Source organism: Bacillus sp. Hm123, from assembly GCF_051842975.2.
GTDB lineage: Bacteria > Bacillota > Bacilli > Bacillales > Domibacillaceae > Bacillus_CE.
On the sequence record NZ_CM200277.1, the window covers coordinates 3,436,521 to 3,462,861 of the forward strand.

27 protein-coding genes and 1 pseudogene are annotated in these 26,341 nt (G+C 41.9%); 13 read left to right on the forward strand and 15 right to left on the reverse strand.

Annotation, left to right across the window (positions count from 1 at the left end; translation table 11 throughout):
• Positions 1-142 precede the first annotated feature (142 nt).
• The 5 genes from kynU to ACSVDJ_RS17935 all read left to right on the forward strand — a co-directional run bounded on the left by kynU (position 143) and on the right by ACSVDJ_RS17935 (position 5,115).
• Positions 143-1,417 (forward strand): kynureninase, encoded by a 1,275-nt coding sequence (gene kynU, locus ACSVDJ_RS17915; protein WP_439167717.1) that lies wholly within the window; start codon positions 143-145, stop codon positions 1,415-1,417.
• A complete protein-coding gene (gene kynB / locus ACSVDJ_RS17920) occupies positions 1,414-2,073 on the forward strand; it encodes an arylformamidase (protein WP_439167943.1) in 660 nt (219 codons plus the stop codon). The genes kynU and kynB overlap by 4 nt, the downstream gene beginning before the upstream one ends.
• Positions 2,060-2,884: a tryptophan 2,3-dioxygenase gene (kynA, locus tag ACSVDJ_RS17925; RefSeq protein WP_439167719.1), complete on the forward strand. Its 825-nt coding sequence runs from the start codon at positions 2,060-2,062 to the stop codon at positions 2,882-2,884. Before kynB ends, kynA begins: the two co-directional genes overlap by 14 nt.
• A gap of 18 nt (positions 2,885-2,902) precedes the next feature.
• The gene (locus ACSVDJ_RS17930; RefSeq protein WP_439167721.1) at positions 2,903-4,243 is read left to right on the forward strand and encodes a sodium-dependent transporter; all 1,341 of its coding nucleotides are present in this window, start codon (positions 2,903-2,905) and stop codon (positions 4,241-4,243) included.
• A gap of 110 nt (positions 4,244-4,353) precedes the next feature.
• Entirely contained in the window at positions 4,354-5,115 is a 762-nt protein-coding gene (locus tag ACSVDJ_RS17935) for a class I SAM-dependent methyltransferase (RefSeq protein ID WP_439167723.1), read from the forward strand.
• Between the two features lie 37 nt (positions 5,116-5,152).
• On the opposite strand, the gene ACSVDJ_RS17940 is transcribed toward ACSVDJ_RS17935, so the two are convergent.
• The 6 genes from ACSVDJ_RS17940 to ACSVDJ_RS17965 form a co-directional block, all read right to left on the reverse strand.
• Positions 5,153-5,929, reverse strand: a complete 777-nt coding sequence (locus tag ACSVDJ_RS17940; RefSeq protein ID WP_439167724.1) for a sulfite exporter TauE/SafE family protein — start codon at positions 5,927-5,929, stop codon at positions 5,153-5,155.
• A 227-nt stretch (positions 5,930-6,156) separates the two neighbouring features.
• On the reverse strand, positions 6,157-6,792 hold the full coding sequence (locus ACSVDJ_RS17945) for a response regulator (protein WP_439167726.1): 636 nt from the start codon (positions 6,790-6,792) through the stop codon (positions 6,157-6,159).
• Positions 6,770-7,822: a sensor histidine kinase gene (locus tag ACSVDJ_RS17950; RefSeq protein WP_439167728.1), complete on the reverse strand. Its 1,053-nt coding sequence runs from the start codon at positions 7,820-7,822 to the stop codon at positions 6,770-6,772. Before ACSVDJ_RS17950 ends, ACSVDJ_RS17945 begins: the two co-directional genes overlap by 23 nt.
• A gap of 86 nt (positions 7,823-7,908) precedes the next feature.
• Positions 7,909-9,318, reverse strand: a complete 1,410-nt coding sequence (locus tag ACSVDJ_RS17955; RefSeq protein ID WP_439167945.1) for an MBL fold metallo-hydrolase — start codon at positions 9,316-9,318, stop codon at positions 7,909-7,911.
• 63 nt (positions 9,319-9,381) lie between these two features.
• Entirely contained in the window at positions 9,382-9,930 is a 549-nt protein-coding gene (locus tag ACSVDJ_RS17960; protein WP_439167730.1) for a hypothetical protein, read from the reverse strand.
• 22 nt (positions 9,931-9,952) lie between these two features.
• On the reverse strand, positions 9,953-11,146 hold the full coding sequence (locus ACSVDJ_RS17965) for an NAD(P)/FAD-dependent oxidoreductase (RefSeq protein WP_439167731.1): 1,194 nt from the start codon (positions 11,144-11,146) through the stop codon (positions 9,953-9,955).
• A gap of 350 nt (positions 11,147-11,496) precedes the next feature.
• Here ACSVDJ_RS17965 and gdhA point away from each other — a divergent pair, with 350 nt between their 5' ends.
• Together gdhA and ACSVDJ_RS17975 are read left to right on the forward strand one after the other, a co-directional pair.
• Positions 11,497-12,879: an NADP-specific glutamate dehydrogenase gene (gene gdhA, locus ACSVDJ_RS17970; RefSeq protein ID WP_439167733.1), complete on the forward strand. Its 1,383-nt coding sequence runs from the start codon at positions 11,497-11,499 to the stop codon at positions 12,877-12,879.
• 138 nt (positions 12,880-13,017) lie between these two features.
• Positions 13,018-14,280, forward strand: a complete 1,263-nt coding sequence (locus ACSVDJ_RS17975; RefSeq protein WP_439167735.1) for a dicarboxylate/amino acid:cation symporter — start codon at positions 13,018-13,020, stop codon at positions 14,278-14,280.
• A 61-nt stretch (positions 14,281-14,341) separates the two neighbouring features.
• Here the strand turns inward: ACSVDJ_RS17975 and ACSVDJ_RS17980 are convergent, their stop codons facing one another.
• The gene (locus ACSVDJ_RS17980) at positions 14,342-14,731 is read right to left on the reverse strand and encodes a thiol-disulfide oxidoreductase DCC family protein (protein WP_439167737.1); all 390 of its coding nucleotides are present in this window, start codon (positions 14,729-14,731) and stop codon (positions 14,342-14,344) included.
• Positions 14,732-14,935: 204 nt separating this feature from the next.
• Here ACSVDJ_RS17980 and ACSVDJ_RS17985 point away from each other — a divergent pair, with 204 nt between their 5' ends.
• Positions 14,936-15,490 carry a delta-aminolevulinic acid dehydratase gene (locus tag ACSVDJ_RS17985; RefSeq protein WP_439167738.1) on the forward strand — a complete coding sequence of 185 codons (555 nt, stop codon included), beginning with the start codon at positions 14,936-14,938 and terminating at the stop codon, positions 15,488-15,490.
• An 18-nt stretch (positions 15,491-15,508) separates the two neighbouring features.
• Entirely contained in the window at positions 15,509-16,141 is a 633-nt protein-coding gene (locus tag ACSVDJ_RS17990) for an AEC family transporter (protein WP_439167947.1), read from the forward strand.
• A gap of 29 nt (positions 16,142-16,170) precedes the next feature.
• On the opposite strand, the gene ACSVDJ_RS17995 is transcribed toward ACSVDJ_RS17990, so the two are convergent.
• Positions 16,171-17,073 carry an SGNH/GDSL hydrolase family protein gene (locus ACSVDJ_RS17995; RefSeq protein WP_439167740.1) on the reverse strand — a complete coding sequence of 301 codons (903 nt, stop codon included), beginning with the start codon at positions 17,071-17,073 and terminating at the stop codon, positions 16,171-16,173.
• A 68-nt stretch (positions 17,074-17,141) separates the two neighbouring features.
• Here ACSVDJ_RS17995 and ACSVDJ_RS18000 point away from each other — a divergent pair, with 68 nt between their 5' ends.
• On the forward strand, positions 17,142-17,615 hold the full coding sequence (locus tag ACSVDJ_RS18000; protein ID WP_439167741.1) for a hypothetical protein: 474 nt from the start codon (positions 17,142-17,144) through the stop codon (positions 17,613-17,615).
• 53 nt (positions 17,616-17,668) lie between these two features.
• Here the strand turns inward: ACSVDJ_RS18000 and dat are convergent, their stop codons facing one another.
• Together dat and ACSVDJ_RS18010 are read right to left on the reverse strand one after the other, a co-directional pair.
• A complete protein-coding gene (gene dat, locus ACSVDJ_RS18005) occupies positions 17,669-18,541 on the reverse strand; it encodes a D-amino-acid transaminase (protein WP_518619581.1) in 873 nt (290 codons plus the stop codon).
• Between the two features lie 67 nt (positions 18,542-18,608).
• Positions 18,609-19,424, reverse strand: a complete 816-nt coding sequence (locus ACSVDJ_RS18010) for a ZIP family metal transporter (RefSeq protein ID WP_439167744.1) — start codon at positions 19,422-19,424, stop codon at positions 18,609-18,611.
• Positions 19,425-19,603: 179 nt separating this feature from the next.
• On the opposite strand from ACSVDJ_RS18010, the pseudogene ACSVDJ_RS18015 reads away from it, so the two are divergent.
• The 3 genes and pseudogenes from ACSVDJ_RS18015 to ACSVDJ_RS18025 all read left to right on the forward strand — a co-directional run bounded on the left by ACSVDJ_RS18015 (position 19,604) and on the right by ACSVDJ_RS18025 (position 21,664).
• Positions 19,604-20,356, forward strand: a pseudogene (locus tag ACSVDJ_RS18015) (AAA family ATPase).
• Positions 20,357-20,569: 213 nt separating this feature from the next.
• Positions 20,570-21,454, forward strand: coding sequence for a cation diffusion facilitator family transporter (locus ACSVDJ_RS18020; protein ID WP_439167746.1), 885 nt, complete (start codon positions 20,570-20,572; stop codon positions 21,452-21,454).
• A gap of 69 nt (positions 21,455-21,523) precedes the next feature.
• Positions 21,524-21,664 carry a hypothetical protein gene (locus tag ACSVDJ_RS18025; RefSeq protein ID WP_439167748.1) on the forward strand — a complete coding sequence of 47 codons (141 nt, stop codon included), beginning with the start codon at positions 21,524-21,526 and terminating at the stop codon, positions 21,662-21,664.
• A gap of 146 nt (positions 21,665-21,810) precedes the next feature.
• Here the strand turns inward: ACSVDJ_RS18025 and ACSVDJ_RS18030 are convergent, their stop codons facing one another.
• The 5 genes from ACSVDJ_RS18030 to ACSVDJ_RS18050 all read right to left on the reverse strand — a co-directional run bounded on the left by ACSVDJ_RS18030 (position 21,811) and on the right by ACSVDJ_RS18050 (position 26,324).
• Positions 21,811-23,049: an AAA family ATPase gene (locus tag ACSVDJ_RS18030; protein ID WP_439167749.1), complete on the reverse strand. Its 1,239-nt coding sequence runs from the start codon at positions 23,047-23,049 to the stop codon at positions 21,811-21,813.
• Between the two features lie 4 nt (positions 23,050-23,053).
• A complete protein-coding gene (locus tag ACSVDJ_RS18035) occupies positions 23,054-23,926 on the reverse strand; it encodes a tetratricopeptide repeat protein (protein ID WP_439167750.1) in 873 nt (290 codons plus the stop codon).
• Positions 23,927-23,946: 20 nt separating this feature from the next.
• Complete coding sequence (locus ACSVDJ_RS18040; RefSeq protein ID WP_439167752.1) at positions 23,947-24,408, reverse strand: hypothetical protein; 462 nt, start codon at positions 24,406-24,408, stop codon at positions 23,947-23,949.
• 704 nt (positions 24,409-25,112) lie between these two features.
• A complete protein-coding gene (locus tag ACSVDJ_RS18045) occupies positions 25,113-25,547 on the reverse strand; it encodes a threonine/serine exporter family protein (protein ID WP_439167753.1) in 435 nt (144 codons plus the stop codon).
• The gene (locus ACSVDJ_RS18050; protein ID WP_439167949.1) at positions 25,548-26,324 is read right to left on the reverse strand and encodes a threonine/serine exporter family protein; all 777 of its coding nucleotides are present in this window, start codon (positions 26,322-26,324) and stop codon (positions 25,548-25,550) included.
• Positions 26,325-26,341: the final 17 nt, after the last annotated feature.

Consider the following 26,341-nt stretch of genomic DNA (forward strand, 5'->3'; position numbering starts at 1 on the left):
AACTTGAAGAAGCCGAAAGTTTACATGCGTTAATTGCAATTCCCCTCTAATCTAACTACCCAAACTCCACTTGATTGCCATACACCCTATAAATGAATTATTATCAGAATAGAAAGAATATTAAAATGCCAGGAGGAGAAAAATGGACGTTTTTTCAAAAGAGTATGCGAAATCATTAGATCAGCAAGATGAGTTAGCGCATTTTCGTGAGGAGTTTTATTTGAAGGAAGGTCGAACTTACCTTGATGGAAACTCGCTTGGATTGCTATCTAAACGAGCGGAAAGAGCTGTGCTTAATTTGCTTCATTCATGGAAGGAGTATGGAATTGATGGCTGGACACAAGGAGAGCACCCGTGGTTCTATCTATCGGAATCTTTAAGTGAAAAAATAATCACGCTTACAGGGTCGGATGCTGAAGAAGTCATTATCACGGGATCTACTACTTCTAACCTTCACCAATTAGTAGCTAGCTTTTATCAGCCTGAAGGGAAGCGAACAAAAATTCTAGCCGATGAACTGACATTTCCAACAGATATTTATGCAATGAAAAGTCAACTGCAATTAAGAGGTTACGACCCTGCCAAGCATTTAGTGCTCGTTAAAAGTGAAGATGGGCGACTGTTGAAAGAAGAAGACATTATTGCAGCAATGACTGAGGAAATCGCTTTAATTATTTTACCAGGCGTGCTATATCGCAGCGGACAAGTGTTGGATATGGAGCAGCTAACGAACGCCGCTCATGAGCGAGGGATTTTGATCGGCTTTGACCTTTGTCATTCAATCGGTTCGATTCCCCATGAATTAAGTCGTTGGGGCGTTGATTTTGCTTTTTGGTGTAATTATAAGCACGTAAATGGCGGACCTGGCAGTACAGCGGCACTTTACGTTAATAAGAAGCATTTCGGTCAAGCACCAGGACTTGCTGGCTGGTTTGGCTCAAAAAAAGAGACGCAATTTGATATGACGCTAGATTTAGATCCCGCTGAACATGCCGGAGCTTATCAAATGGGTACACCACATGTTTTAAGTACAGCTCCGTTACTTGGAGCGCTAGAGCTATTTAATGAAGCGGGTATCGACCGTATCCGCAACAAATCATTGCAACTGACAAATTATATGATGGAACTAATCGAGCATGAGTTAGCGGAATTCCATTTCACAATTGCGAACCCTCGTAACGATCGTCAGCGCGGCGGTCACTTATTTCTTGAGCATATAGAAGCGGCACGTATTTGCAAAGCGTTAAAAGCTCATGAAGTCATCCCTGATTTCCGAGCACCTAATGGCATTCGATTAGCACCAGTTGCCCTGTATAACACGTTTGAAGACGTTTGGCAGACGGTGAAAATTTTGAAAGAAATCATGGAAAAAGAGCAATATAAGCAATACAAAAATGAACGGGATGTGGTCGCATAATGAGCGCAAAATGGATCGATATTACACAGCCGCTCAACAGCCGAATCGCTCATTGGCCGGGAGATGTGCCTTTTTCCTATGAACTTTCTTATACAAAAGCAGAAACAGGCTCTGTCAATATCGGAAGAATCACAACAAGCCTGCATACGGGCACCCATGTCGATTCCCCTTTTCATTTTGATCATGAAGGGAAACAAATCCATCAATTAGACGTTGAAATTTTTATCGGCAAAGCACTAGTGATTGATGCGTCTAACCTAGATTACATTGGGCCACAACAGCTAGAGGTTTACCGATTAGACAGAGCAGAGCGGGTGCTGCTACGGACAACTTCGAAGATCGTGCCAACATCATTTCCCGGGAAAGTGACTCCCCTTGATCCAGTACTTGGTCCATTCCTGAAAGAAAAAGGAGTTTTTTTACTCGGAGTAGATGTACCTTCAGTGGACGCATTGAATAGTAAAGAAATGGAGGTTCATCATTCATTGCACAAAAACGGGGTCCATATTTTAGAAAATATTGTGCTTGATCATGTCGAACCGGGCTTGTATGAAGTCGTTGCGTTACCGCTGTTCATTGAAGGCGCTGATGGTAGTCCTGTACGCGCTATTATTCGACCAATAGAAGAAGGAGGAATATTACATGACAATGAATGAAAAATCGATTCATACTGATTTCACGAACAACATGACCTACGGAGAATACCTTGGACTCGATCAGCTACTCAGCGCTCAGCATCGGTTGTCTGGTCATCATGATGAAATGCTCTTTATCATCATTCATCAAGTGAGCGAATTGTGGATGAAGCTGATCATTCATGAAATGGAAGCAGCAATTAAGCTTATTGCACAAGATGAGCTACAACCCGCTTTTAAAATGTTAGCCCGCGTGTCTAAAATTCAAACGCAAATTATTCAAGCGTGGGATGTCCTTTCTACGTTAACACCAGCTGAATATATGGAGTTTCGCGAAAAGTTAGGCCAAGCTTCCGGGTTTCAATCGTTTCAATACCGACAAATTGAATTTTTACTCGGCTATAAAACGGCGCACATTTTAACAATTTATGAAAAAGATCCGCAACTTCATGATATATTAGAAAAAGCTTATCATGCCCCAAGCATTTATGATGCAGCGATCGAAGCGTTGGCACGTGCCGGCTTTCCAATTAACCCAGACTTAATCGGCCGTGATTATTCGGGGACTTATACAGGTGACCCGACAGTTGAAGCGGCTTGGCTTTCAGTCTATGCCGATGTGGAAACATATTGGGATCTCTATCAACTAGCGGAAAAGCTAATCGATATTGAAGATTGGCTACAGCAATGGCGATTCCGTCATATGAAAACGGTTGAACGAATTATCGGCTGTAAAATGGGGACTGGCGGATCATCGGGTGTGCAATATTTGAAAAAAGTGCTCGATCATCGCTTTTTTCCTGAGCTTTGGGATTTACGCACAAAGCTTTAATAGAACAGGAGGTATTTTATGGAAAATAAAGAGCAATGGTCCTCACGTATCGGATTTATCTTATCATCAGCAGGAGCGGCCATCGGTTTGGGAGCGATTTGGAAATTCCCGTACGTAACTGGACAAAGTGGCGGTGGTGCCTTTCTGCTTCTCTTTATATTATTTACGCTTTTAATTGGCTTGCCCATGTTAATTTCAGAGTTTATCATTGGTCGCGGCTCTGGAAAAGAAGCGGTCAGTGCTTATAAAAAATTAGCGCCAAGTAGCTTCTGGACGTTGACCGGAAAATTGGGTGTCATCGGCTGCTTTCTATTGCTATCGTTTTATAGTGTGGTTGGTGGCTGGGTGCTCACCTACACGGTCATGTCACTTGGTGGAAAAGTGATTGGAGACGGTGCCGACTACGGGGCAATGTTCGGACAAATTACTAGTTCCCCCATGATTACGATCGGTGGATTGGCGGCGTTTTTACTCATTACTATCGTTGTCATTGCATCCGGTATTCAGAATGGGATTGAAAAAGCGAGCAAATATATGATGCCGCTATTATTTATCTTCTTTATCGTGCTCGTCATCCGTTCACTGACATTAGAAGGAGCAATGGAAGGCGTTCGCTTTTTCTTACAGCCAGACTTTTCGAAAATTACCGGTGAAGCGGTACTTTATGCGCTTGGACAATCCTTCTTCTCATTAGCGGTTGGATTTTCGTGTATGGTGACGTACAGCTCGTATTTAAATAAAAACGTAAGCATTCCAACGTCTGCCGGATCGGTCGCACTCATGAATATTTTCGTATCGGTGTTAGCAGGGCTTGCTATTTTTCCAGTTGTATTTGCGTTTGGCTTTGAGCCGACAGCAGGACCAGGCCTTCTCTTCATCGTCTTGCCGTCTGTCTTTTCACAAATGCCGTTTGGTGAATTATTCTTATTTATGTTCTTATTGCTCTTCTTATTTGCGACGTTAACGTCTGCTTTCAGCTTATTAGAAATCATTGTAGCCGCCTTTCTCGAAAATGGAGCATCAAGAAAAGTGGTCACTTGGATTGCTGGTATAACAGTGTTTATTGCTGGTATCCCTGCTGCGCTTTCTTCTAGCCTACTGGCAGACATGAAAATTTTTGATAAAACCGTCTTTGATGCAACCGACTATCTTGTCAGTAACATCATGCTGCCACTCGGCAACTTGCTCATCGCCCTATTTATCGCTTGGAAGATGAACCAACAACTCGTCAAACGAGAATTTATGCTCGGCCAATCGCTAGCTCCAAGCACTTATACGACTTGGCAATTATTAATGAAATGGATCGTGCCACTGACGATTATCGTTGTCTTTTTAAATTCACTTGGTTTGGTAGGCTAAGGAGTGACATACAATGAGCTTATTAGAACACGAAACATAACAATGCTGTCTATTTATTAGAGGACCTCCTTTTATAAATTGGTCAAACCACATATAAAAGGAGGATTATAATGGTAAAAGATAAACAGTTTTTAAAGTACATTCAAGATGAAAAGCAATGTTTTTCCGGCTGGGACTTCTCATTTATTACAGCAACAGGACGTATGCAAAGCGAGTTGTTATCTTGGTCTTATGGCAGCATGGCTATATCACTTGTCCAAGAAGCCCATTCTATATTAGACATGGGAACCGGTGGAGGGGAATTTCTATCTAAACTAGCTCCTTTTCCACCAAATATATTTGCTACTGAAAGCTATAAACCTAATGTTCCTATTGCCAAGGAAAGGCTTGAACCATTGGGCGTTAACGTGGTCTCCATCAATGAGGATGCCGACCTTCCTTTTGAAGATCACTTTTTCGATTGCATTCTTAATCAACATGAATCTTTCTCTTCCAAAGAAGTAAGACGTATTTTAAAAGATAATGGCATCTTTCTTACTCAGCAAGTAGGCGGTTTCGATTGTTATCAAATAAATGAGAGCTTCGGCGTCCCTTTGAACGAGGAATATTCAAGCTGGAACTTGAAAGCAGCTTTAGAAGATTTAAAAAATAATCACTTTGAAGTTTTAGACTGCAAAGAAGAGTTCCCGATTCAACGTTTCTATGATATTGGGGCACTGATCTACTATTTAATAGCGATTCCGTGGCAAATTCCCTCATTTACAACCAATCGGTACCTTGAACAGCTGTATAAAATTCATCAAATCATCCAGTCTAAAGGATACTTTGATGCAAAACAGCACCGTTTTATTGTTAAAGTGAGAGCAATATAGGAAAAAGGAGACCCCACAAAAAGAGGTCTCCTTTTTCCTATAAAATATCCAACCAAATTTTAATCGCTGTTGCCGCAATTAAAATCGCCAGCAGCCATTGTAAAATTTTCGTGTTCATTTTTTGTCCTGCTTTCGCTCCAAGTGGTGAAGCGATAACGCTCGCGACAATCATGATTACCGCTGGCCAAAACAATACTTGTCCTGTCATGAGCTTCCCAGCTGTTGAACCAATTGAGGAAATGAAAGTAATGGCTAAGGAGCTAGCGATCGTCATTCTCGTTGGGATTTTCAGCACAACAAGCATGATGGGAACTAAAAGAAATGCTCCCGCCGCTCCAACAATGCCCGCACCGATGCCGACAATAAAAGCAAGAGCCGCCGCGAGCCAGCCGTTAAATGTGACTTCACTCATTGGACGATCATCGAGATTTTTCTTAGGAACAAACATCATAATCGCTGCTAATGCCGCAAGAATCCCGTACACGACATTGATAACTTCTTCTGATAGCCCTTCGGAACCGAAGCCGCCGATAAAACTACCGAGGAGAACAGCTCCCCCCATGTATATAATTAATTTTTTATTTAAATAATCGCTTTTGCGATACGCCCACACACCTGCAATCGTCGCAAAGAACACTTGAACCGCACTAATTCCCGATACCTCATGCGCGCTAAATGCTGCAAAGCCGAGCAATGGTGGAATATATAACAACATCGGGTATTTAATAATCGAACCACCGATGCCGACCATACCAGAAATAAATGAACCGATAAAACCGATCATAAAGATCAAAAGCCAATACATGAGATCCATCCGTGCCCCTCCCGTACTCCTTTTACTATGTAAAAAATAGATTAACGTTTGTACTTCTACTTCAGTATAGAAAAAAAAGAAGCATTCATACATAGGGGGGTTCCCCTATCGAAGTAGTAAATATGAAAATTTATTGAAGGTTGTAACTGTTGAAATAGAGAAAATGCTGAAATAGGTGAAGCGATCGATCACTCTCGCAATAAAAAAACGCGAGACTCACCCCCGCGTTAATGGATATCACTGAAATAGTTTTTAATTCCATATTGGATCATTTCGTGTTTTTGTTTTAATCCTAACTTGTTCATAATATTTGCTTTATGATTTTCCACGGTTTTGGCGCTAATGTGCAACTTTTCTGCAATTTCTTTATTCGTATAACCAAGGACGTTTAAACGCAATACTTCCTGTTCTCGCAAAGTTAACGGTGAGACAGGCTGTTCTTTTTTCTTCATCATCTTTTCAATCTGTGCCTCACTCAAGTCTGTGTTGTAGTAACGGCGTCCATGGTAGACATGATAGATCGCTTCATACAGCTCGCTTCCTTGGCTCTTCTTTAAAATATATCCATGTGCGCCTAATTGAATGGCTTTGCAAATATAAGCTTCTTCATCATGCATCGTTAACAGCACAACTTTAATGTTTGGCTGCTGCAGAAGAAGCTGCCTTGTCGTTGTGAACCCATCTAATCCATTAGGCATCGAAATATCCATTAAAACGACGTCTGGCTCCGTTTGCATCGCTAACACCAATGCTTCATTTCCATCTCCAGCATCGGCTGTTACTTCAATATCTTGATAATTTCCTAAAAGTAAAATAATCCCTTTTCTTATTAAATCATGATCATCGACTACCATCACTTTCATTTGCGATTGCCTCGCTTTCATCTATCATCATTGTAGCCATAATTCTCGTGCCTTCACCTGATGCTGATTGAATGAAAAAGCGGCCATTTAACTGCTCAATTCGTTCCCGCATATGTTCAAGTCCAAGTCCACCCTTTGCCTGCTCTAAGTCAAATCCGACACCATCATCGTGCACTTCAACAATGAGCTGCTTCCGTTCTTTCCAAAGAAATAAGTAAACTTCATGTGCTTGTGCGTATTTCACTATATTGTGCAATGCTTCCTGCACGGTACGATACACGTTAATTTCCACCGCAGACGGCAAACGGCCACTAATATTCGTTTTAAAATCGATGACCAGCGAAGAAGTCGATTCAACGGACTGAATGAGTGCCCCTAAAGCAGACACTAAACCTAATCGATCTAAGCTCGTTGGCCGAAGCTGATGAGAATAAGCTTTAATATCAGACATTGCTTTGTCTAATTCGGCTCGAACCTCATTTACATAGTCCAACAGACGGGCATCTTCAACCGTTGATTCGATCGCCTGCAAAGCAACAGAGATCGTATAAAGGGATTGACTCACCCCATCATGTAGCTCATGAGCTAGGCGCTTATGTTCTTTTTCCTGAGCTTCAATCAACTGCTTAATCACCTTTTTGGATAATTTCACCTCTTCTTCTTTTTGTCGCAACGTTTGATCGCGAAGCACAAGTAAATACTCTTGCTCCTGACTGTCTTGATCTTGATAAATTAACGCTGTGCTCATTTCAACATCTAGCTCATTGCCATGGTACACAGGCATTTGTGATAAAAAGTAGGGCACTTCATTCCTTGCGATTAAATAGCAGCGATTTTCTCCGTGAGAAACTTTTCGTTCTTGACAATAAGAGCAAAAGGGAACTTGACCACCAATGTTCCAGCCTGTGAGTCGATGGGCCGCTGGATTCATTAGTAATATTTCCCGATTTTGATTCATTACAATGATCCCATCTTGAATATGTTCAAAAATTTGATGTAAATATTTTTGTTCCACAGGATACTGTTCCATTGATCTATTTCCCTTCTAAAGCGCTTTCTTTTATTGTAAACGAAAAGCCGCCAGTGTTAAATTTTCACCGGCGGTTTTATCAATAATTATTTTACAGCTTCCAGTACGTCTGTTTTCCAGCGGGAGTAGCCACCTAACAAATTCGTTACGTTTTTAATTCCTTTCGCTTGAAGTACACTTGCTGCGATGGCAGAACGGCCACCCGCAGCGCATTGAACAAGAATTGGCTGATCTTGCGGCACTTCATCTAAGCGATCTGGTAATGTGCCGAGCATCACATGGATCGCGCCAGCAATATGCCCTTCATCCCACTCTGTTTGATTGCGAACGTCAAGCACTTGGATATCGCCTTTTTCCACTTTTTCTTGAATCGCAGCTGGTTCAATATTTTCATAGCTTTCAAGCTCAGATACTTGCTCCAACGCGGCATTGACATTCATATAACCCACCGTGTTGTCGATCCCGATTGAACGAAGCGCCTGTAAAATGGCTGGTAGCGTCCCTTCTTCGACGAGTAAATAAAGTGGTGCTTCATAATTGACAAGCCAGCCTGCCCAATTCGTGAAAGACTTATTGAATGGAATGTTAATTGTGCCAGCAATATGACGTTCCGCAAACTCGGAAGAAGCACGAGTATCAATCACCATATCGTTTTCAAGCCATTCATGAAGAGCGGAAGCATCCGTTGCTTCGACTGGTACTTGTAAATCTTTAAATAAAGCAGGACCAACTTTATTGACACGTTTCATCACTGCGAAATATTTTGGTGGTTCTGGCTGCCCATCGAGCAACGCTTTCACAAATGTAGCTTCATCATCGAATTGCAATGCCCAGTTGAACATTTTTTCATAACCGACAGTCGAAGAAGGAATAGCACCTAATGCTTTACCACAAGCACTACCTGCTCCATGGGCGGGCCATACTTGCAAGTAATCAGGAAGCAACTTAAAGCGCTCAAGCGAAACAAACATTTCTTTCGCTCCTGCATCAGCTGTACCCTCATAACCTGCCGCTTTCTCTAACAAGTCTGGACGACCGACATCGCCAACGAACACGAAGTCACCCGTGAAAATGCCCATCGGATGATCCGCACCGCCACCGTTGTCTGTTAGGATAAAAGAAATACTTTCAGGTGTATGACCTGGTGTATGCATCGCTTCTAACGTTAAGTTACCAATCTTAAATTTGTCGCCATCTTTCAGCAATTGATGATCAATGTTTTCAAGATTTTGATACTTCCAGTTTTCATCGCCTTCGTCAGACACATACATTTTCGCCCCAAAACGATCGGCAATATCACGAGATCCAGCGACAAAATCAGCATGAATATGCGTCTCAGCTACCGCTGTTAACTTTAACCCTTCCTTTTTCGCTACTTCAATGTATTGCTCAATATCACGAGACGCATCAATAACGACCGACTCCCCCGTCTTCTGACATCCCACCAAATAAGACGCATGCGCCAACTTCTCATCATAAAAATAACGTAATAACACTTCGATCGCTCCTTTTTTCGGAAGGGAGGTGCCTGTCACTCCCCGGTTTTTGTCGAAAAATCATTATTGCTTTTTAGGCAAGGTGTCAATTAATGCTTGTACGTAAGATAGTCCTCGCTGGACGGATGGGTCTTTCATCCACTTTAAGATCGTGAAAACGGAAATGTGTTGCGTATTGGCTTCCGCTTTCGTTTGGACTTCCTCCCACAATGTCTTGCCTTGTTCTACTTTTTCTTGAATTGGCTCCAAGTACCCTTCTGCGCTCTTTTGCAAGTATTCGATCGACTTTTGATCGCCTAACACTTGCTCCATAAAACGGACAACCGGTTCTAGTTTTTCAATTAGCTGTAAAAACAAAGGTAATTTCTCTAGCAGGCGAAGGCCAGCTTCGAGCGTATCTACATCTACATTAGTGTAATCGAGCTTCGTTTTCACTTTTTCCATCGTGTGCTGATCTTCCATCGCAGCTTGACCAAAAGATAATATGTTATCAACCTGTTCTAGCTTTTCCGTTAAAGCAGGCAGCTTTTCTATTAGCTTTTGAAGAGAAGCTTGTACTTCTGGTTTATCCAGTTCATCGACCCAATCTTGTTTTGATAATGAAGTTGCCATCGCTCTCACTCCTTTCCTGCTATTACATAATTCCTTTCAACATACCGTCCCAATACATAATTGGAAGTAAATCCTTTTTCATAATATACATGCTACGTCGTTCCTTCGCTTGGTTCATCGGGAAGGACTCGCTCGGGATTTTACCATATTTAAACTCGGCTAATACTAAGCTGTTATAGCCTGTGACGAGCGGACAAGAGCTGTAGCCATCATATGTCGCGCTCATCGGCTCTTCTTTCATAAGAGACAGCACATTTTCCGCTACGACAGGGGCTTGCTTGCGAATCGCCGCTCCTGTTTTTGAAGTTGGTAAGTCGGCACAATCACCTAAAGCAAATACATTTTCATACGTTTGATGCTGTAATGTATAAGGGTGAACATCAACCCAACCACCTTCACTCGCTAACGAACTGCTACTAATGAAAGAAGGAGCTCGCATTGGCGGAGTAACGTGAATCATATCGTAATTGATCACCGTTTGTTCATGCGTATCTAAATTTTCAAACACCGCTTCTTTTTGATCTGCTCTAATTTCGATTAGATTCTGACGGAAGCGGGCATCAATTTTTTTACGCGCTACAACTTTCTCCAAAGTGTCACGATATTTCTGAACATCAAAAATCGCTGGATTCGCCGAACCGAAAATTACATTCGTTTGATCTCTCACTCCTGTACGACTAAAGTGATCTTCTGCTAAATACATAATCTTCTGCGGGGCGCCACCACATTTGACTGGTGTAGCCGGGTGAGTAAATACCGCATTCCCACCTTTAAACGTCCGAATAGCTTCCCACGTATAGTCTGTATATTGATACGAATAGTTACTGCAGACGCCATCTTTACCAAGGGCATCCTTCAAACCTTTCACACCATCCCAATGAATCTCAATTCCGGCAGCTACAATTAAATAATCATAGGAAACCTTTTCCCCGTTTCCTAACTCGACGATATTCTTCGTCGGATCAAATGAAGCTGCAGCTTGTTGAATCAATACAGCACCTTCAGGAATTAATTCTTCCATCGTGCGCTCTGTATCTTCTTTCTTTGCTGCTCCACCACCGACTAATGTCCATAATGGTTGATAATAATGATGCTTAGCTGGATCGATAATCGCCACCTCTTTTGCAAGCGATTTCATTCCATTCAACAATCGAGCCGCAGTACTAATTCCTGCTGAACCGCCGCCCACAATTACTACCCGATAATGCTTATTCATCTTTATCTTCCTCCTAGTCATCATCAATGACAAGTTCAGGGGCAAGCCCTGTGAGTTGTTATAGCTGTTTATACATTTATAATAGTGAGAATGTTCTATTCATACCATAGGGGGTTGCCCCTATATTGTTGATAAAAATTACTAATTAGTTGTTAACAGGAAAAAACAGGTTCATCGATACATAAATTGGGTATAAGATGACTAGATACGGTTTCAATACATTTATTTCCTATATCATTTCAGCATTGATTTTATATCTTATTGGCATTGACGATATTAATATTCAGGGATTATTATTTGATTAAAGAAAAAAATTTAAATATTCAAACGAACGGATAGGGGATGAGAGTATGACAGTAACGAAAGAATGGACTCAAAACGCTACGCATACAGCGAAAAAATATGTGCAAGAAGTGTTTGAAACGGTTCAAACACGCAATCCAGGAGAAAATGAATTCCATCAAGCAGTGAAGGAGATTTTCGACTCGCTTGTACCGGTGTTCGCTAAACACCCTAAATATATGGAACAAGGCATATTAGAAAGAATTGTGGAGCCTGAGCGTTTAATTACATTTCGTGTGCCTTGGGTAGATGATCAAGGAAAAGTTCAAGTCAACCGCGGCTTCCGCGTTCAATACAATAGCGCCCTCGGTCCATACAAAGGCGGACTTCGCTTTCATCCCTCTGTTAATGCCAGCATCATCAAGTTTCTAGGCTTCGAACAAATTTTCAAAAACTCCCTAACGAATCAACCAATCGGTGGTGGGAAAGGCGGTTCCGATTTTGATCCGAAAGATAAGTCCGATGCAGAAGTAATGCGCTTTACGCAAAGCTTCATGACGGAGCTTGCTCGCCATATCGGCCCGGATACAGACGTGCCAGCAGGTGACATCGGTGTAGGCGCACGTGAAATTGGTTATATGTTCGGTCAATATAAACGCATTCACAACGCTTATCATGCAGGTGTCTTAACTGGTAAAGGTTTACACTACGGCGGTAGCTTAACAAGAACGGAAGCAACAGGCTACGGTACGGTTTACTTTGTTGCTGAAATGCTAAAGGATAACGGTTTAAGCTTTAAAGATCGCACTGTTATTGTTTCTGGTTCTGGTAATGTTTCGATTTATGCAATCGAAAAAGCAACACAGCTCGGTGCTAAAGTCGTTGCTTGCAGTGATTCTAACGGCTATATTTACGATAAAAACGGTATTGACCTCACAACCGTTAAACGTCTAAAAGAAGTAGAAAGAAAACGAATTAGTGAATACGTTCTCGATCACCCAACAGCAGAGTATGTAGCAGGCTGCTCCGGTATTTGGAATATTCCTTGCGATATCGCCCTTCCATGTGCGACGCAAAACGAAATTGACGAAGCAGCCGCTGCTACGCTCGTTAAAAACGGCGTGAAAGCTATTGGCGAAGGCGCTAATATGCCAAGTACATTAGAAGCAATTGACGTTTTCCTCAAAGCAGACGTATTGTTCGGACCAGCAAAAGCAGCGAATGCCGGTGGCGTCGCCGTTTCCGCACTAGAAATGGCACAAAACAGTATGCGGATGCCATGGACCTTTGAAGAAGTAGATGAGAAACTACACATAATTATGAAAAACATTTATAAAAACAGTGTGCAAGCTGCGAATGAATTTGGCTTTGAAGGAAATCTCGTCGTCGGTGCCAACATTGCCGGCTTCCTCAAAGTGGCTGATGCAATGATCGACCAAGGTGTTGTGTAAAAAAAGCGACAAAGGCAGGCTCTGAAAAAAAGAGCCTGCCTTTTTACATTGAGGGGGAAAATACCTTTTCTTTTTAGAACAAACATACTATGATTAGAAAGCTATTTATTTTCTATTTGATGAAAGGCTGGGAATATTTTGAGGAAATTTCTGAAAAGTTATCAATTTACTTTTCTATTATTAGCTGGCATTATTATCGGCGGTATTGCAGGTGTCGTGTTTGGCCCTAAAGCGGCAATTGTGAAACCGTTTGGGGATTTATTTTTAAATTTAATGTTTATGCTCATCGTACCGCTTGTATTTTTCAGCATCGCCTCAGCGATTGCTTCGATGGACGGAATGAAACGTCTAGGAAAAATTATGGGCAGTATTTTTATCGTCTTCTTCGTTACAGCGATCATTTCAGCTGTTGTAGGCATGGTAGGTGTGACATTGTTTAATCCTCTCGCTAACACTGATGTGTCCGCTATTAAAGAGTTAATGGATCAATTCGAGCCAGCAGAGACTGAAGCGGAAGACTTAACTTTGCTCGGACATCTTGTAAACACATTTACAGTCGCTGATTTCTCTTTACTACTGTCTAAAAGTAATATGCTACAACTTATCGTCTTTTCGATTCTGTTCGGTTTAGCTACCACAATGGCAAAAGAACACGGCAAACCGATGGCGAACTTTTTAGCTTCCGGTACAGCCGTTATGATGAAGATGGTATCGATCATTATGTACTACGCTCCAATTGGATTAGGTTGCTACTTCGCGGCCATTATCGGAGAACTAGGACCACAAATTCTAGGTGGCTATGCTCGAACATTCTTCTTATACCTTGGCTTAACTGTGCTTTATTACTTCGGCTTCTTTACGCTGTATGCGTTTATCGCAGCTGGAAAAGACGGAGTGAAAGTATTTTGGAAGCATGCCGCCGCTCCATCGGTCACAGCGATCGCTACATGCTCAAGTGCCGCAAGCATTCCAGTCAACTTAACCGCTGTGAAAAAAATGGGCGTTCCGAAAGATATCGCTGAAACGATTATCCCACTCGGTGCCAACACTCATAAAGATGGCTCCGTATTTGGTGGCGTGTTGAAAATCGTCTTCCTATTCGCGCTGTTTGGCAAAGACATGACAAGCTTAACGAGCATTTTAAGCATCATCGGCGTTTCCTTCCTTGTCGGTGCGGTCATGGGGGCGATTCCAGGTGGTGGAATGATCGGCGAAATGCTGATTTTAAGCGTATTTGGCTTCCCTCCTGAAGTGTTGCCAATCATCGCCGTTATCAGTACGATCATCGATGCACCAGCAACATTGTTGAACTCAACAGGAAATACCGTTTGTGCGATGCTCGTTACACGACTAGTCGAGGGGAAAAACTGGCTACAGAGACAACTAGCCATGAGCAATTAATCAAAAAGAGTGAAAACCTAACGAGGTCTTCACTCTTTTTTTGATGGGAATAAACGCAAATCTACAAAAACCTCTTCCTAATTTCTGGAGAAGGCAGTACACAATGATCTTTTTTACCGAACCATTTGTATCTATTTTTCGCCACCCATTGATATACTTTATCTCTGATCGGTCGAGGAATGATTAATAGATAATAAAATAACTTCCATCCCCCTGATAAATGTTTGCATATGCGAAGAGCGGCTGTTGATTGGTGATAGCAATGGTCACCATCAATCAATAGCAAACTATCAATATTAGAAGGGACTTGATGCGCTTCCATTAGCCTTTGTCCGATGTCACTTTGTAACGAAGCAAATTTATAGTGCGCCTTCGGATCTCTTTTAATAATAAATTGCACGCTATGTTCACAAAAGTTGCATTCGCCATCAAATAAGATGATCTTACTCATTGACGCTCCTCCTTTGTTATTATTTTAACAATATATAAACATAATTGATAACTATTTTGCTTCCTTATAATTTGTAAAAATACCCCTGAATATTGTAACATATAGGAAATATAAAAATGATGAATAACTACTTATAAGTTGTTATCTACGACCCCTAGCTCTTGTTTGATCAACACTAATTATAAAGAAACGGAGGAATATAAAATGAGTAAGCCAGAGTTAACTGTTGCTTTAGTATGTGGGCCTGATTGTGATATGGATTCTAATGCGATTCGTTCCGCTATTGAATATTTTGGAGGGCGTGTCATTACTTATTGGATTGGAAGACCAAACGATTTGATCGGTGTACTCTCTGGAGAAGAGCTGTACCCAGACACGGATTATATTATTCTTAATTTCCACGGCGATGAAGGTCAATTCGTTATGCCAGAATTAGATGAATCGGTCTATGAGACCAATGAACCAAAAGGCGATTTCGGTCCAAATGATGTAAAGCGCTTTGCCAAATTAAAGGATAAAATTGTTTTAGCGAATGGCTGTACACTAGGGGTACCGCAATTGGCGCAAGCCTTTATGGATAGTGGCTGCCAAACATACATTGGTCCCGATGATTACCCGGATGGAAATGCAGCGCTTATGTTTGCCTTACGATTCTTTTATGAGGTCATTCAGAACAAAAAAAGCATGCGAGAAGCGTTTGAACTAGCGAAAACAACGGATGAAGAAATGTCTATGTACCAATTATATGAGAGAAAATAACGATAAAGGCGAGTACCTATTTTTTCGGCACTCGCCTTTATGAACAGCGGCAACTATGGAGCACCGGTTGTTCTTTTCGCCTTTGGAGCTGTCGGTTTTGATTATGCGGTTATCATGATGGTGTTCCAGTCGCTATTAATGAATACGATTGGGCTATTTTTCGCTTCTCTCGGCGGCAAACAAAGGATGACATTCAAAGAATCATTCTTGCGTGTACTGCGCATGCCAGTTATTTACGGCACCTCTTTAGGACTCGCTTTTCAGCTACTGGCAATTGATCTGTCGAAACCGTTTATGGATGCGATTAGCTTAGTTGCCAACGCCTCGATACCGACAATCATGCTCGTTCTCGGCATGCAGCTAGCAGTGATTGCGAAAAAACGAGTCGCTTATCGTTTTGTGTCTGCTGTCACGACGATTCGTTTGATCGCTTCGCCAGCGCTTGCGGTCATAATCACATCGTTTCTTCCTCTGAACGACTTGTTAAAAGACGTGCTCATTTTGCAAGCGGCAATGCCCGCAGCGGCCAACACAACATTAGCAGCGATTCAGTTCGGCACGGAGCCCGATCTCGTTTCTTTTAACACGTTAGTTACGACGTTATTAAGCATCGTCACCGTACCTGCTACGCTATTCTTTTTAGGTGTCTAACTGGAAAAGGCTGTCTTCACAACAGCCTTTTATCGTCTTACTAGCAATTCTTCTCCTCGTTTACATCCGTTACTCGGCTGATCGACCATAGCAACCTCTGCTTTCGTTTCTTCCTCTTTTTCCTCTTCTTTTTCGTTCGAAGTCAGCTTTGAAAAAGGAATCGGGGCTGGCAAAGTGTTTAACACTTGTTCTGGTATATCAGGACTACCTGGTGCGTACACATCGAGAAAACTATTGGCCATTTGCAAATAGCCGGCCGTGCTTGGATGAACATCTTTCGGATTAGGAAGCAAAGACTTCGCACTATTGCCAAAATGCGCGCTCACCGGCACAAAATGAGCACCTGCTCGTTCCGCCTCTTGTTTAATAATTTGGTTTAAAATCCCCAATTGTTTTTCGACAGATGGCTTATGCTGCTCTTTCACATGCGGATATGGAAAATAATATCCCATCGCATACACCTCTGCATGAGGATTCAATTTTTCAATTTTATCAAGCAATTGAATATACGTTTTCCGCACACGATTGAGGGCAAATGCTGCGGGAATCGGCTCGTAGCTAAGCATGCCGCGGACGGAATCATTGCGAATGAGCGGCAATAAATCATTTGCTCCAGCGGAAATCGTAATAATATTTGCTTTACGAACATCTTGCTGAGCTCCTTTTTTATCGAGCTGCTTGAGTACTTGTTCTGTTGTATAGCCTGGAAATGCCCAATTTTTTGAAAAGCTTGCTAAGCTACCGGACTGCTGCAAAGAGAGGGCAATTAAGTCCGCATACCCCGCTCCAATTTCTTTGTTCGGGGTTTGTCCAGCTGCTAACGAATCACCCAATGCTACGTAGTGAAGCCCCGCCGCCTCTGCTTTCACCGGCAAGATCGTAGCAACCGTTAGCAAAAGAGCAATAGCGTATAAACAAATTCGCTTCGTCATAGAATTCTTCCTTTCTTCACGATATGCTATAATTGAATCTTATCATAATTCAAATACATGGAGGCTATATGCTAACTTTTGAAGAAAAACTGGAAATTATTGAATCTTTCTCACAGCTTGAGCGTAAAAATGTTTCTCTTGGCCGCGTCAATTTTCACTTTGAAGACAGTGTAACAGATAAGAAAAATATTGTGTATCATCTACATCCAAACGGAAACGGCTTTGTTTATGCTGGTGAGTTATCTCATTATCCAACCGACTCCAAAGGCATGATCAATATTCGTGATTTTTCAGCGGAAGAACTACGAACGATCCTAGATGAAGCGATTCTTTCGCTATCACCGAAATCAAATGAAGAGCAAGCGATTGTTGGAGATGCTTACGAAGAGAAATGGGTTAGTGAAGATGGACATACGTTGATGCTTATTGAAGAAGATGAAATGTGGAATGTATATGCTGGCTTGAATTTAGACGGTACGTTCCATACGTACGAAGCCGCTTTGCAATACTTAGATGAAGAGGGCTTTCATCGACTTTCTTAATACTCAAAGAGCGTAACTGCTTGACTATAAAAGTGGCAGTCACGCTCTTTCCGTTATTTCGTTCTGTCTTGCAAATGAGCCAGCAACTTCTCGGTAATGAGCCCTGGCTTCCCATCTCCGACCGCTCGATGATTAACAGCCGTTACTGGCAGCACTTCACACAGCGTACTCGTTAGAAAAGCTTCATCTGCTTCAACAAGCTCTGCCTCCGTAAATGCCCGCTCGATAAACGGAATCCCTAGCTCCTCAGCGATGGCCTTAACCGCTATTCGTGTAATGCCAGGTAAAATATAGTTCGTTAAGGGGGCCGTTTGAATACTTCCTGCTTTCACAATAAAAAAATTAGAGCTCGATCCTTCCGTAATAAATCTATCTCGCACTAGCACCGCTTCAAAACAATTTTGCTCAAAAGCTTCTTGCTTCGCCAACACATTCGGCAACAAATTCAGCGATTTAATATAGCAATTTTTCCAGCGTTCATCTTCTAATAGTAAGACTTTAACGCCTTGCTGACGTAGCTCCTCTGAAATAGGCGAAGAAGCCTTAACCGTCATAGAAATCGAAGCAGGGCATTGAGGGAATAAATGCTGTCTCGGTGCCACTCCCCTCGTTGCCTGCATATACAAATCCGCATTCTTTAGCCCACTATTCTCCACTAGTTCAATCATCGTCTTTTCCAACTCTGTCGGCTCACTGCCAATCACAAGCTTAATCGCCTTTGCACTAGCATATAGCCGCTCTACATGCTCTTTCATCATAAACGGCTTCTTGTTGTAGAAACGAATCACTTCATAGACACCATCACCGAACTGATGACCACGTTCCTCAATCGGAATGACCGGCTCCTCCCCATCAATGAACCTTCCATTAAAGTAAGCGAACGTCACATCCATCCCCTTTCCACATCTACTGCTTATTGTATGCATCGCAGCTGCTGTTTTTTCTAATCTACAAAAAAGAACCCTAGATTCATATCTAGAGTTCTCCAGTTCATTATCCAAGCGCTACATCTAAGATCATCATAACGGTAAAGCCACACATCACACCTGTTGTCGCAAAGTCGGTGCTTCCAGAGGATTGCGATTGCGGAATCAATTGTTCCACAACGACAAAGATCATCGCTCCAGCCGCAAAGGCAAGCGCATATGGTAGAATCGGTTGCACAGCAAGCACCGCAACCGCTCCAATCACAGCCGCCACGGGTTCAACAATAGCCGATAATTGTCCGTAGTTAAAAGCTTTCACACGAGACATCCCTTCTCCTCGCAACGGTACAGAAAGAGCGGCTCCTTCTGGCATATTTTGAATACCAATCCCGATAGCAAGCCCAATCGCTCCAATTACAGAAGCATCGGACAGCCCTAAAGAAGCGGCACCGAAAGCTACACCGATTGCTAACCCTTCAGGAATATTATGAAGCGTAATCGCCAAAAACAATAACGTCGACTTATTTAATTTCGTTTTAGGGCCTTCTGCGTCGTGTTCCGCTAAACCAATATCAAGATGGGGCACGACCACATCGAGCAAGCGAATGAACAAGCCTCCTGCTAAAAATCCAATCGCCGGCGGAAGCCATGGAATTTGACCATTTTGCTCACTGAAATCAATCGCCGGAGCTAACAATGACCAGAAAGAAGCGGCAATCATTACACCTGCTGCAAAACCAAACATCGCGTTCATCAAGTTTTGATTCATTTGACGAAAGAAAAAGACAAGGGATGCCCCAAGTGCCGTCAACCCCCACGTCATTAATCCGCCAAACAACGCCTGAATGGCTGGATTTAACTGAGAAAACCACTCCATAAACATTTGTACCGGTCCCTTCTGGCAAGCTTATTTCTTTTTATTGTGCATCAAGGAAAGTTTTACTGTCAATGAACAACTTACCTTTCACTCTTCATTTTACGATAGTTTTGAACGAAATGAACCCCTTTATTCTTTCAATTTTTGCTAGACTTATAGAAAAACTACCCATTTCGGAGGTTAAGATGAATTCATTTCAAAGTAGTCCCTTTATTAGAGCTCTTGAGTTCAGAAAAGAAAACATTCCTTCTTTTCAACAATATCCCTTTCACTTTCCTTTTATTCAATCGGATCGAATCTCTTTCCATCCGAAAGTAACTTATATTATTGGAGAAAATGGAATGGGCAAATCCACCTTATTAGAAGCGATTGCCATCGCCTCAGGATTTAATCCAGAAGGCGGTACATTTAATTTCAATTTTTCTACTCATGACTCTCATTCAGAATTAGAGAAATACACAAGATTGATTAAAGGTATCTCGAAGCCGAAAGATGGCTTTTTCTTGCGTGCGGAAACCTTTTATAATTTAGCATCGAATATTGAAGAGTTAGATAAAGAAGGGTTTGGCGGATGGATCATCGATTCCTACGGTGGCGTTTCGCTTCATGAGCAATCCCATGGGGAATCATTTTTTGCCGCCTTTACCCACCGATTCAGCGGAAATGGCCTTTATATTCTCGACGAACCAGAGGCTGCCTTATCACCGTTAAGACAACTGTCGATGTTATCGCGAATGCATGAGTTAGTAGCGGAGAACTCACAATTTATTATTGCTACTCACTCTCCTTTATTAATGGCTTACCCTGAGTCAAGAATCTTAGAATTAACCTAGGATGGTCTGCAAGAGAAAACACTAGAAGAAACGGGGCATTATCAAATTATGAGGCAGTTTTTTGATGATAAAGAGCGGTTGTTGCATCATTTATTGAAGGAATAGACAAACTAATTTGCAACCATTTTTTCATAAAGTAAAAAATATAATTTGAAAAGTTATTTATTTTTTTACTATTTTCTCCTTTTGACTTCCGCAACTGACTTTCATAAGGCTACAAAGTTTCCCTAATGCCAACCTTGTTGCTCTAGACCCACACGATTTTCACCTGTTATGCTAATGTCTAACAGTTGAACGAAAAACTGGAGGAATGAAGAAATGGAAACATATGAAGATATAAAAAAGGGGGAAAAGGGCGCGTGGATCAGCATTATCGCTTACATTTTCCTCTCGGTATTAAAGCTAACAGTTGGTTATATCGGAGGCTCTCAGGCTCTCCAAGCTGATGGATTAAATAACTCAACAGATGTAGTTGCCTCGATTGCGATTTTGATAGGGTTAAAAATCGCCCGTAAGCCACCAGATGAAGATCATCGATACGGTCATTTTCGTGCAGAAACAATCGCTTCTTTAATCGCGGCTTTTATTATGATGGCCGTTGGATTTCAAGTACTCATTGAAGCAGGCCAGTCCTTTTTTACAGAAGAACAGGCTACACCAAGTATGCTTACTGCTTGGGTCGCTTTATTTAGTTCTGTATTTATGTTCGGCATTTATTTTTACAACGCTAAACTAGCTAAAAGTATTAATAGCAAATCACTCATGGCTGCGGCACAAGATAACCGTTCAGATGCACTCGTTAGTATCGGCGCTTTCATCGGAATTATAGGGGCACAGCTAGGTATCGACTGGCTCGATGTACTCACAGCCTTCATCGTTGGACTCATCATCATTAAAACTGCTTGGGAAATTTTCAGGGAAGCGTCTCATGCCCTGACTGACGGCTACGACGAAGTAGAATTGGAAAATATTAAAAAAACCATTCAACAAGTCGTTGGCGTTCAAGACGTGCGAAGCGTCAAAGCTCGCTTACACGGCAACTTAACTCTCGTCGATGTCGTCGTCTGCGTCAACCCCGAACTCAACGTTATCGAAAGCCACACAATCACCGAAAACATCGAAGCTATACTCTTAAAGAAATACAAAATCCGCGACGCCATCATCCATATCGAACCGGCGGACGATCACTTCCATCCGATTTAAGAGAAAAGCGGAAGGTGCCGTTTAGCGACGTATGGACTGGAATGATCCGATCGAGATAAAGGAAACACGATGAACGATAGTGAATCGATGTTGACTTATCGCAAGGAGGAGCATGGAAGTACACTAGTCGCTGGCGCCTGGAGCTGGACACTCGAAAAGCGGAAGGCGCTGTTTAGCGACGTATGGACTGGAATGATCCGATCAAGATAAAGGAAAACGAAATGCGGAGCCGACTGTTCAGACACGACAAGCAAATGACAAAAAAGAACAGACGCAACAGCTCTGTTCTTTTTTCAATTTATGCTTAAATTTGATGATATGCCGATTTTCGACAAAAACCGGGGAGTGACAGGCACCTAAATTTGCCGCCGGTGTTTGCGCAAGTATTGTTCTACATCGTTGTAAAGGCCGCTTTGGTTGGCGTATTTGACGTAGTTTTTGGCTGTACGAAGCCATTCTAGTGTAGAAGGTTGTTGTGTTTTGAGGACGTTTAATAAGTCTTCCATACAAATTGGCCGTTCATTTCCTGTTGTCAGAATTTCCGCTAGTACATTTTCAACAGCCAATTCGCATACATTCTCAATATCTGCGCCCGAGAAGAATTCGGTTTGGGCAGCTAACTTGGCGACATCGATGCTCTTAGCAAACCTTCCTTCAAGCTTTAATTGGAAGATTTGCTCCCTTGCTTTTTCATCCGGAGGGGCAACAAAAATTAAGCGATCGAACCGCCCCGGTCGTTTCAAGGCGTTATCTACGTCCCAAGGCATATTTGTCGCGCCAATCACTAGCATTTGATCGGTGCTCGTATCAATCCCTTCCATTTCTGCAAGGAGCGTATCAATCATACCTCTTGTATTAGCAGAAGATTTGGCGCGATTGAAGCCGATAGTATCGACCTCATCAAAAAACATAATGCTTGGTTTTTGAAAGCGAGCTTTATCAAATATCGCTTTTAAATTCTGTTCGCTTACTCCGATATACGGATCGAGAATATCTGTGATATGTACCGGATAAAAATGAGCACTACACTCACCAGCGGTCGCTCGTGCGATAAAGGTTTTCCCACAACCAGGAGGCCCGTAAAGTAGAACGCCACCACCTGCTTTTTTGCGAAATTTAGCAAATAACCCTTGATTGAAAAAAGGACTAATAATTCGCAAGTGGATTGTTTTTTTCAATTCATCTAACCCTGCCACATCGGCAAATGTCACCTGGCTAAGTGTGGATTTTTCTTGCTTCTGTTCCCCACCGCCATTAATGACTTTCAATTTAGATGAACGATCCATCCATTTCCTTGATTGCTCAACTTCTTCAGGAATCGGATGACCGTCCACTTTCGGTGAAATATCTTCACTTAGCGCTGGAGCAGCGTCACTTGGCTTTCCTTGTTGAAGCTGTACACTTGCATTGGTGATCTCGTTAATAATCTCTGCCCGCAGGTTTTCATCCGAGCAATGAATGGCCCCCATAGAAAAAGATTGAATAGCTTCAAGCCAGGAGCCTTTTTCTGCCAATTCTTTCCCCAGCCAATAATGAGTTTGCGCATCTTCTGGATTTTGTTTAACTTGCTCTTGTAACCATTTTACTTTATCCACATAATTACCCTCTTATTTTTTTAATTATTTTAATAAGCGGTTCTGACATCCACGAATAGATGACAATCGCCATATACGCAAACGCAAAAAGTACACTAGCTGTTGTAAACTCTAACATCCCTAGAAGAAGAACAAGTCCCACACCCAATATCCAAAATATAGCAGGTCCACCTACCCGTTCAATCCAACGGTTAGGTGCATATAACGGATGACTAGCTAATTCTAATTCTTCTAATAATTCCAAGAGCTGTTGATCATCAGGCTTCATTAAAAAGGCCTGTCGAAAATATTCTCGCGCTTCTTTCACTCGATTTCGAAAAATAGCATCGAGCCCAAGATGAATCACTTTCGCTAGGTCACTATCCGCCGAATGTATGTATTGCTCTAGTGCCAGAATTTGCTGTTCTCGATTGCCACTTCTGCCTTCTAACATATAGCGACTACGAAGCACTTGCGGATTTTCTGGATCGAGCTCTAATGCTTTTTTGATTAATAAAGTGGCCTTTTTTCGATGACCAACTCTTTTCATTAAGGTCGCATAACCAGCGTGAGTAACAGCATGATTAGGCTCAAGGCGTAATGATTCCAAAAAAGCTTTTTCCGACTCACCCCAACGCTCCGTTTCCATGTATACATACGCCAATATGAACAAGACAAATTCCGGTTGATAGCCTAATCTAATCGCCTCAATTAAGTGCTCTTCCGCCTCTTCATAGTGATTTAAAGCATAATAGCTGTACCCTAACACATACCAAATGCGCCCATTTTCTAAGTGCTGATCCATTTCCTCATTTGCTAAGGCAATAACTTGCTCGTAACGTTCTATGTCAAAATAATGCTCAATGACCTCTAAGCTAACCGCTTCATTCTCACTCATTTCTCCCTCTTCCTTTTCCATCAAATATTTAAGCTAGCAACAGCAACGACAAGTCCACCTTCTACAAACGCCGAAATCAAAACCCATATAATTCCGTCTTTCATTAATGGCTTTGTTTCCCCTCCAAGTGCCAAGTGATCATTAAACGCTCTTTTTAGTACAAAATAATAGACCAGATATACAAGGATCCCCATGCCTCTTCCTATCACTTTCATAAAAGAGTCCTCCATCTCTAACACTCCATGGGAAACGGCATATACACCCCACAACTTTAAAAGCAAGGCAAACACACTAAATGCCGCTAGTTGTAGGATATATTTCTTTTCTAACAATAGCCATTTGGCATTTCTCAATCCAAGTACAGTGACAGCAAAAACACCACCAAAAAAAGCAACAACAAATAAACTGCCAAGATTATAGCTTTTGGTTTGCTGATCCTTTCCTTCCGACAAACTTGCCGTGTATAAACTTTCCTCCTGCATGCCTTTCACCTCCTAAATTACCAATTTACCATTTATATATAAATAAGGTCAATATTTTACAACGAATAGGTAACTATGGTTAAATGAAGAGTATCGCCATGTTATTACCACAAAATAAGAGGAGGTGTTCGCTTTGTTTGTACTCACATTACTTTTGGCAGTCGCCATTTTAGGTGCATTCATTTTTAAATACCGCACGAATAAAACCATGGTAATCTTATCATCAGCCGTTTTAGTTCTTTTATTAATAGCTGGCGTTATATTTTTTAGGTATATCGGGCAAAACTTCGCCCCTTAACTGTACATAAACAAGAGGCTGCCCATTTCGATGCAGCCTCTTGCGAAAATTTATTTCTTTTTTCCTGCCCAATAAGTAGCCAAGATCGGTCCTGAGATATTATGCCAGAAACTAAAGATGGCACTTGGAACGGCTGCAATCGACTAACTCTTTCTAAAACATTCATGATGAAGCACCTCTTTTTTTCGTTGTTGTCATATTATATCCATAAAACACTAAGTATTCAATAAATTTTTATAATTGGGATAATTATAAAAAATGAGACAAAAAAATTCTTCCCAAAAAAGCTGACTCCAAAAAGACGTTTTTTCAATGACCTTGGAAGTCAGCTTTTTTGACTTACACGAGCAAACTCTTTATTATCGAATTTTCCGACAAAAACCGAGAAGTGATGGGCCCCCGGTTACTATCGCCGCTGCCTAACATTGGGAATCGTACGCAGTACTTCTGAAACAATGAGCCCCATCGCAATCGCTCCGGAGATCATGAAGGCTTTAGCCGCCAATGCCAAGGCGGTGTTGTAATCATTTTGAACAAAGCTGCGCATCGCATTGTAAGAAATCCCGCCAGGCACAAGCGGAATAATGCCCGCCACCGTAAAAATAATAATCGGCATTTTGTATCTTTTGGAATAAACATGACTAATAATAGCAATCACAAAAGCGGATATACCAGTCGAGAGCACGGCATTGACTCCTTCTTTCCAAAACAGATAATAGACGATCCAGCCAATCATCCCAACGAATCCGCTTGTAAGCAGAGATTCTTTCGGCGCGTTAAAAATAACACCAAAAGCGGCGGCAGCAATAAAGCTCGTGACTAGCTGTACAACAATGTCCATCTAAAACCCTCCATTCTGAAAAAAAGTGACGACAACAGCGATCCCTGTGCCAATCGCAAAAGCAGTCAAAAATGCTTCGGCTCCCCTTGCCAAGCCGGAAATTAAATGCCCTGCCATTAAATCACGCACCGCATTAGTGATTAGCAAACCAGGCACAAGCGGCATCACCGAACCAATAATAATTTTATCCAATTCCTTCCCGATGCCCACCCAGACAAAAAAGTAAGAAAGTAAACCGATAATCACCGCCGCCGTAAATTCAGAGAAAAATTTGATCGGTATCATCCGATGCAAGTAGATGGCTGAGACAAACCCCACTCCTCCAGCAATCATCGTTGGCACAACGTCGTACCAACCACCTTGGAACATCATCAAAAAACAACCGCTAGCAATAAAAGCAGCCATAATCCGCATGGAAAGCGAAAAAGCCCTATCCACCTTTTGTAAATCCTTTAACTCCTGATACGCTTGCTCCACCGTAAGTTCATCAGCACTAATTCTTCTCGAAATGCTGTTCACCATACAAACCTTTTGCAAATCGACCGTTCTCTCAGAAATACGAATTAACTTCGTCTTCGTCGGCTTTTGCGCCTCTATCGAAAACATAATGCCCGTTGGTGTCACGTAACAATGTGACTCCTTAATGCCAAAAGACTGAGCAATTCTTATCATCGTATCCTCTACTCGGTACGTCTCTGCTCCGCTCTCTAACATCATCTTGCCCGCCAGCAAGCTCACATCCATAATGTCGTATTTTTCTTCTAATTGACGTTCCATCGTATCTCTCCATAGTT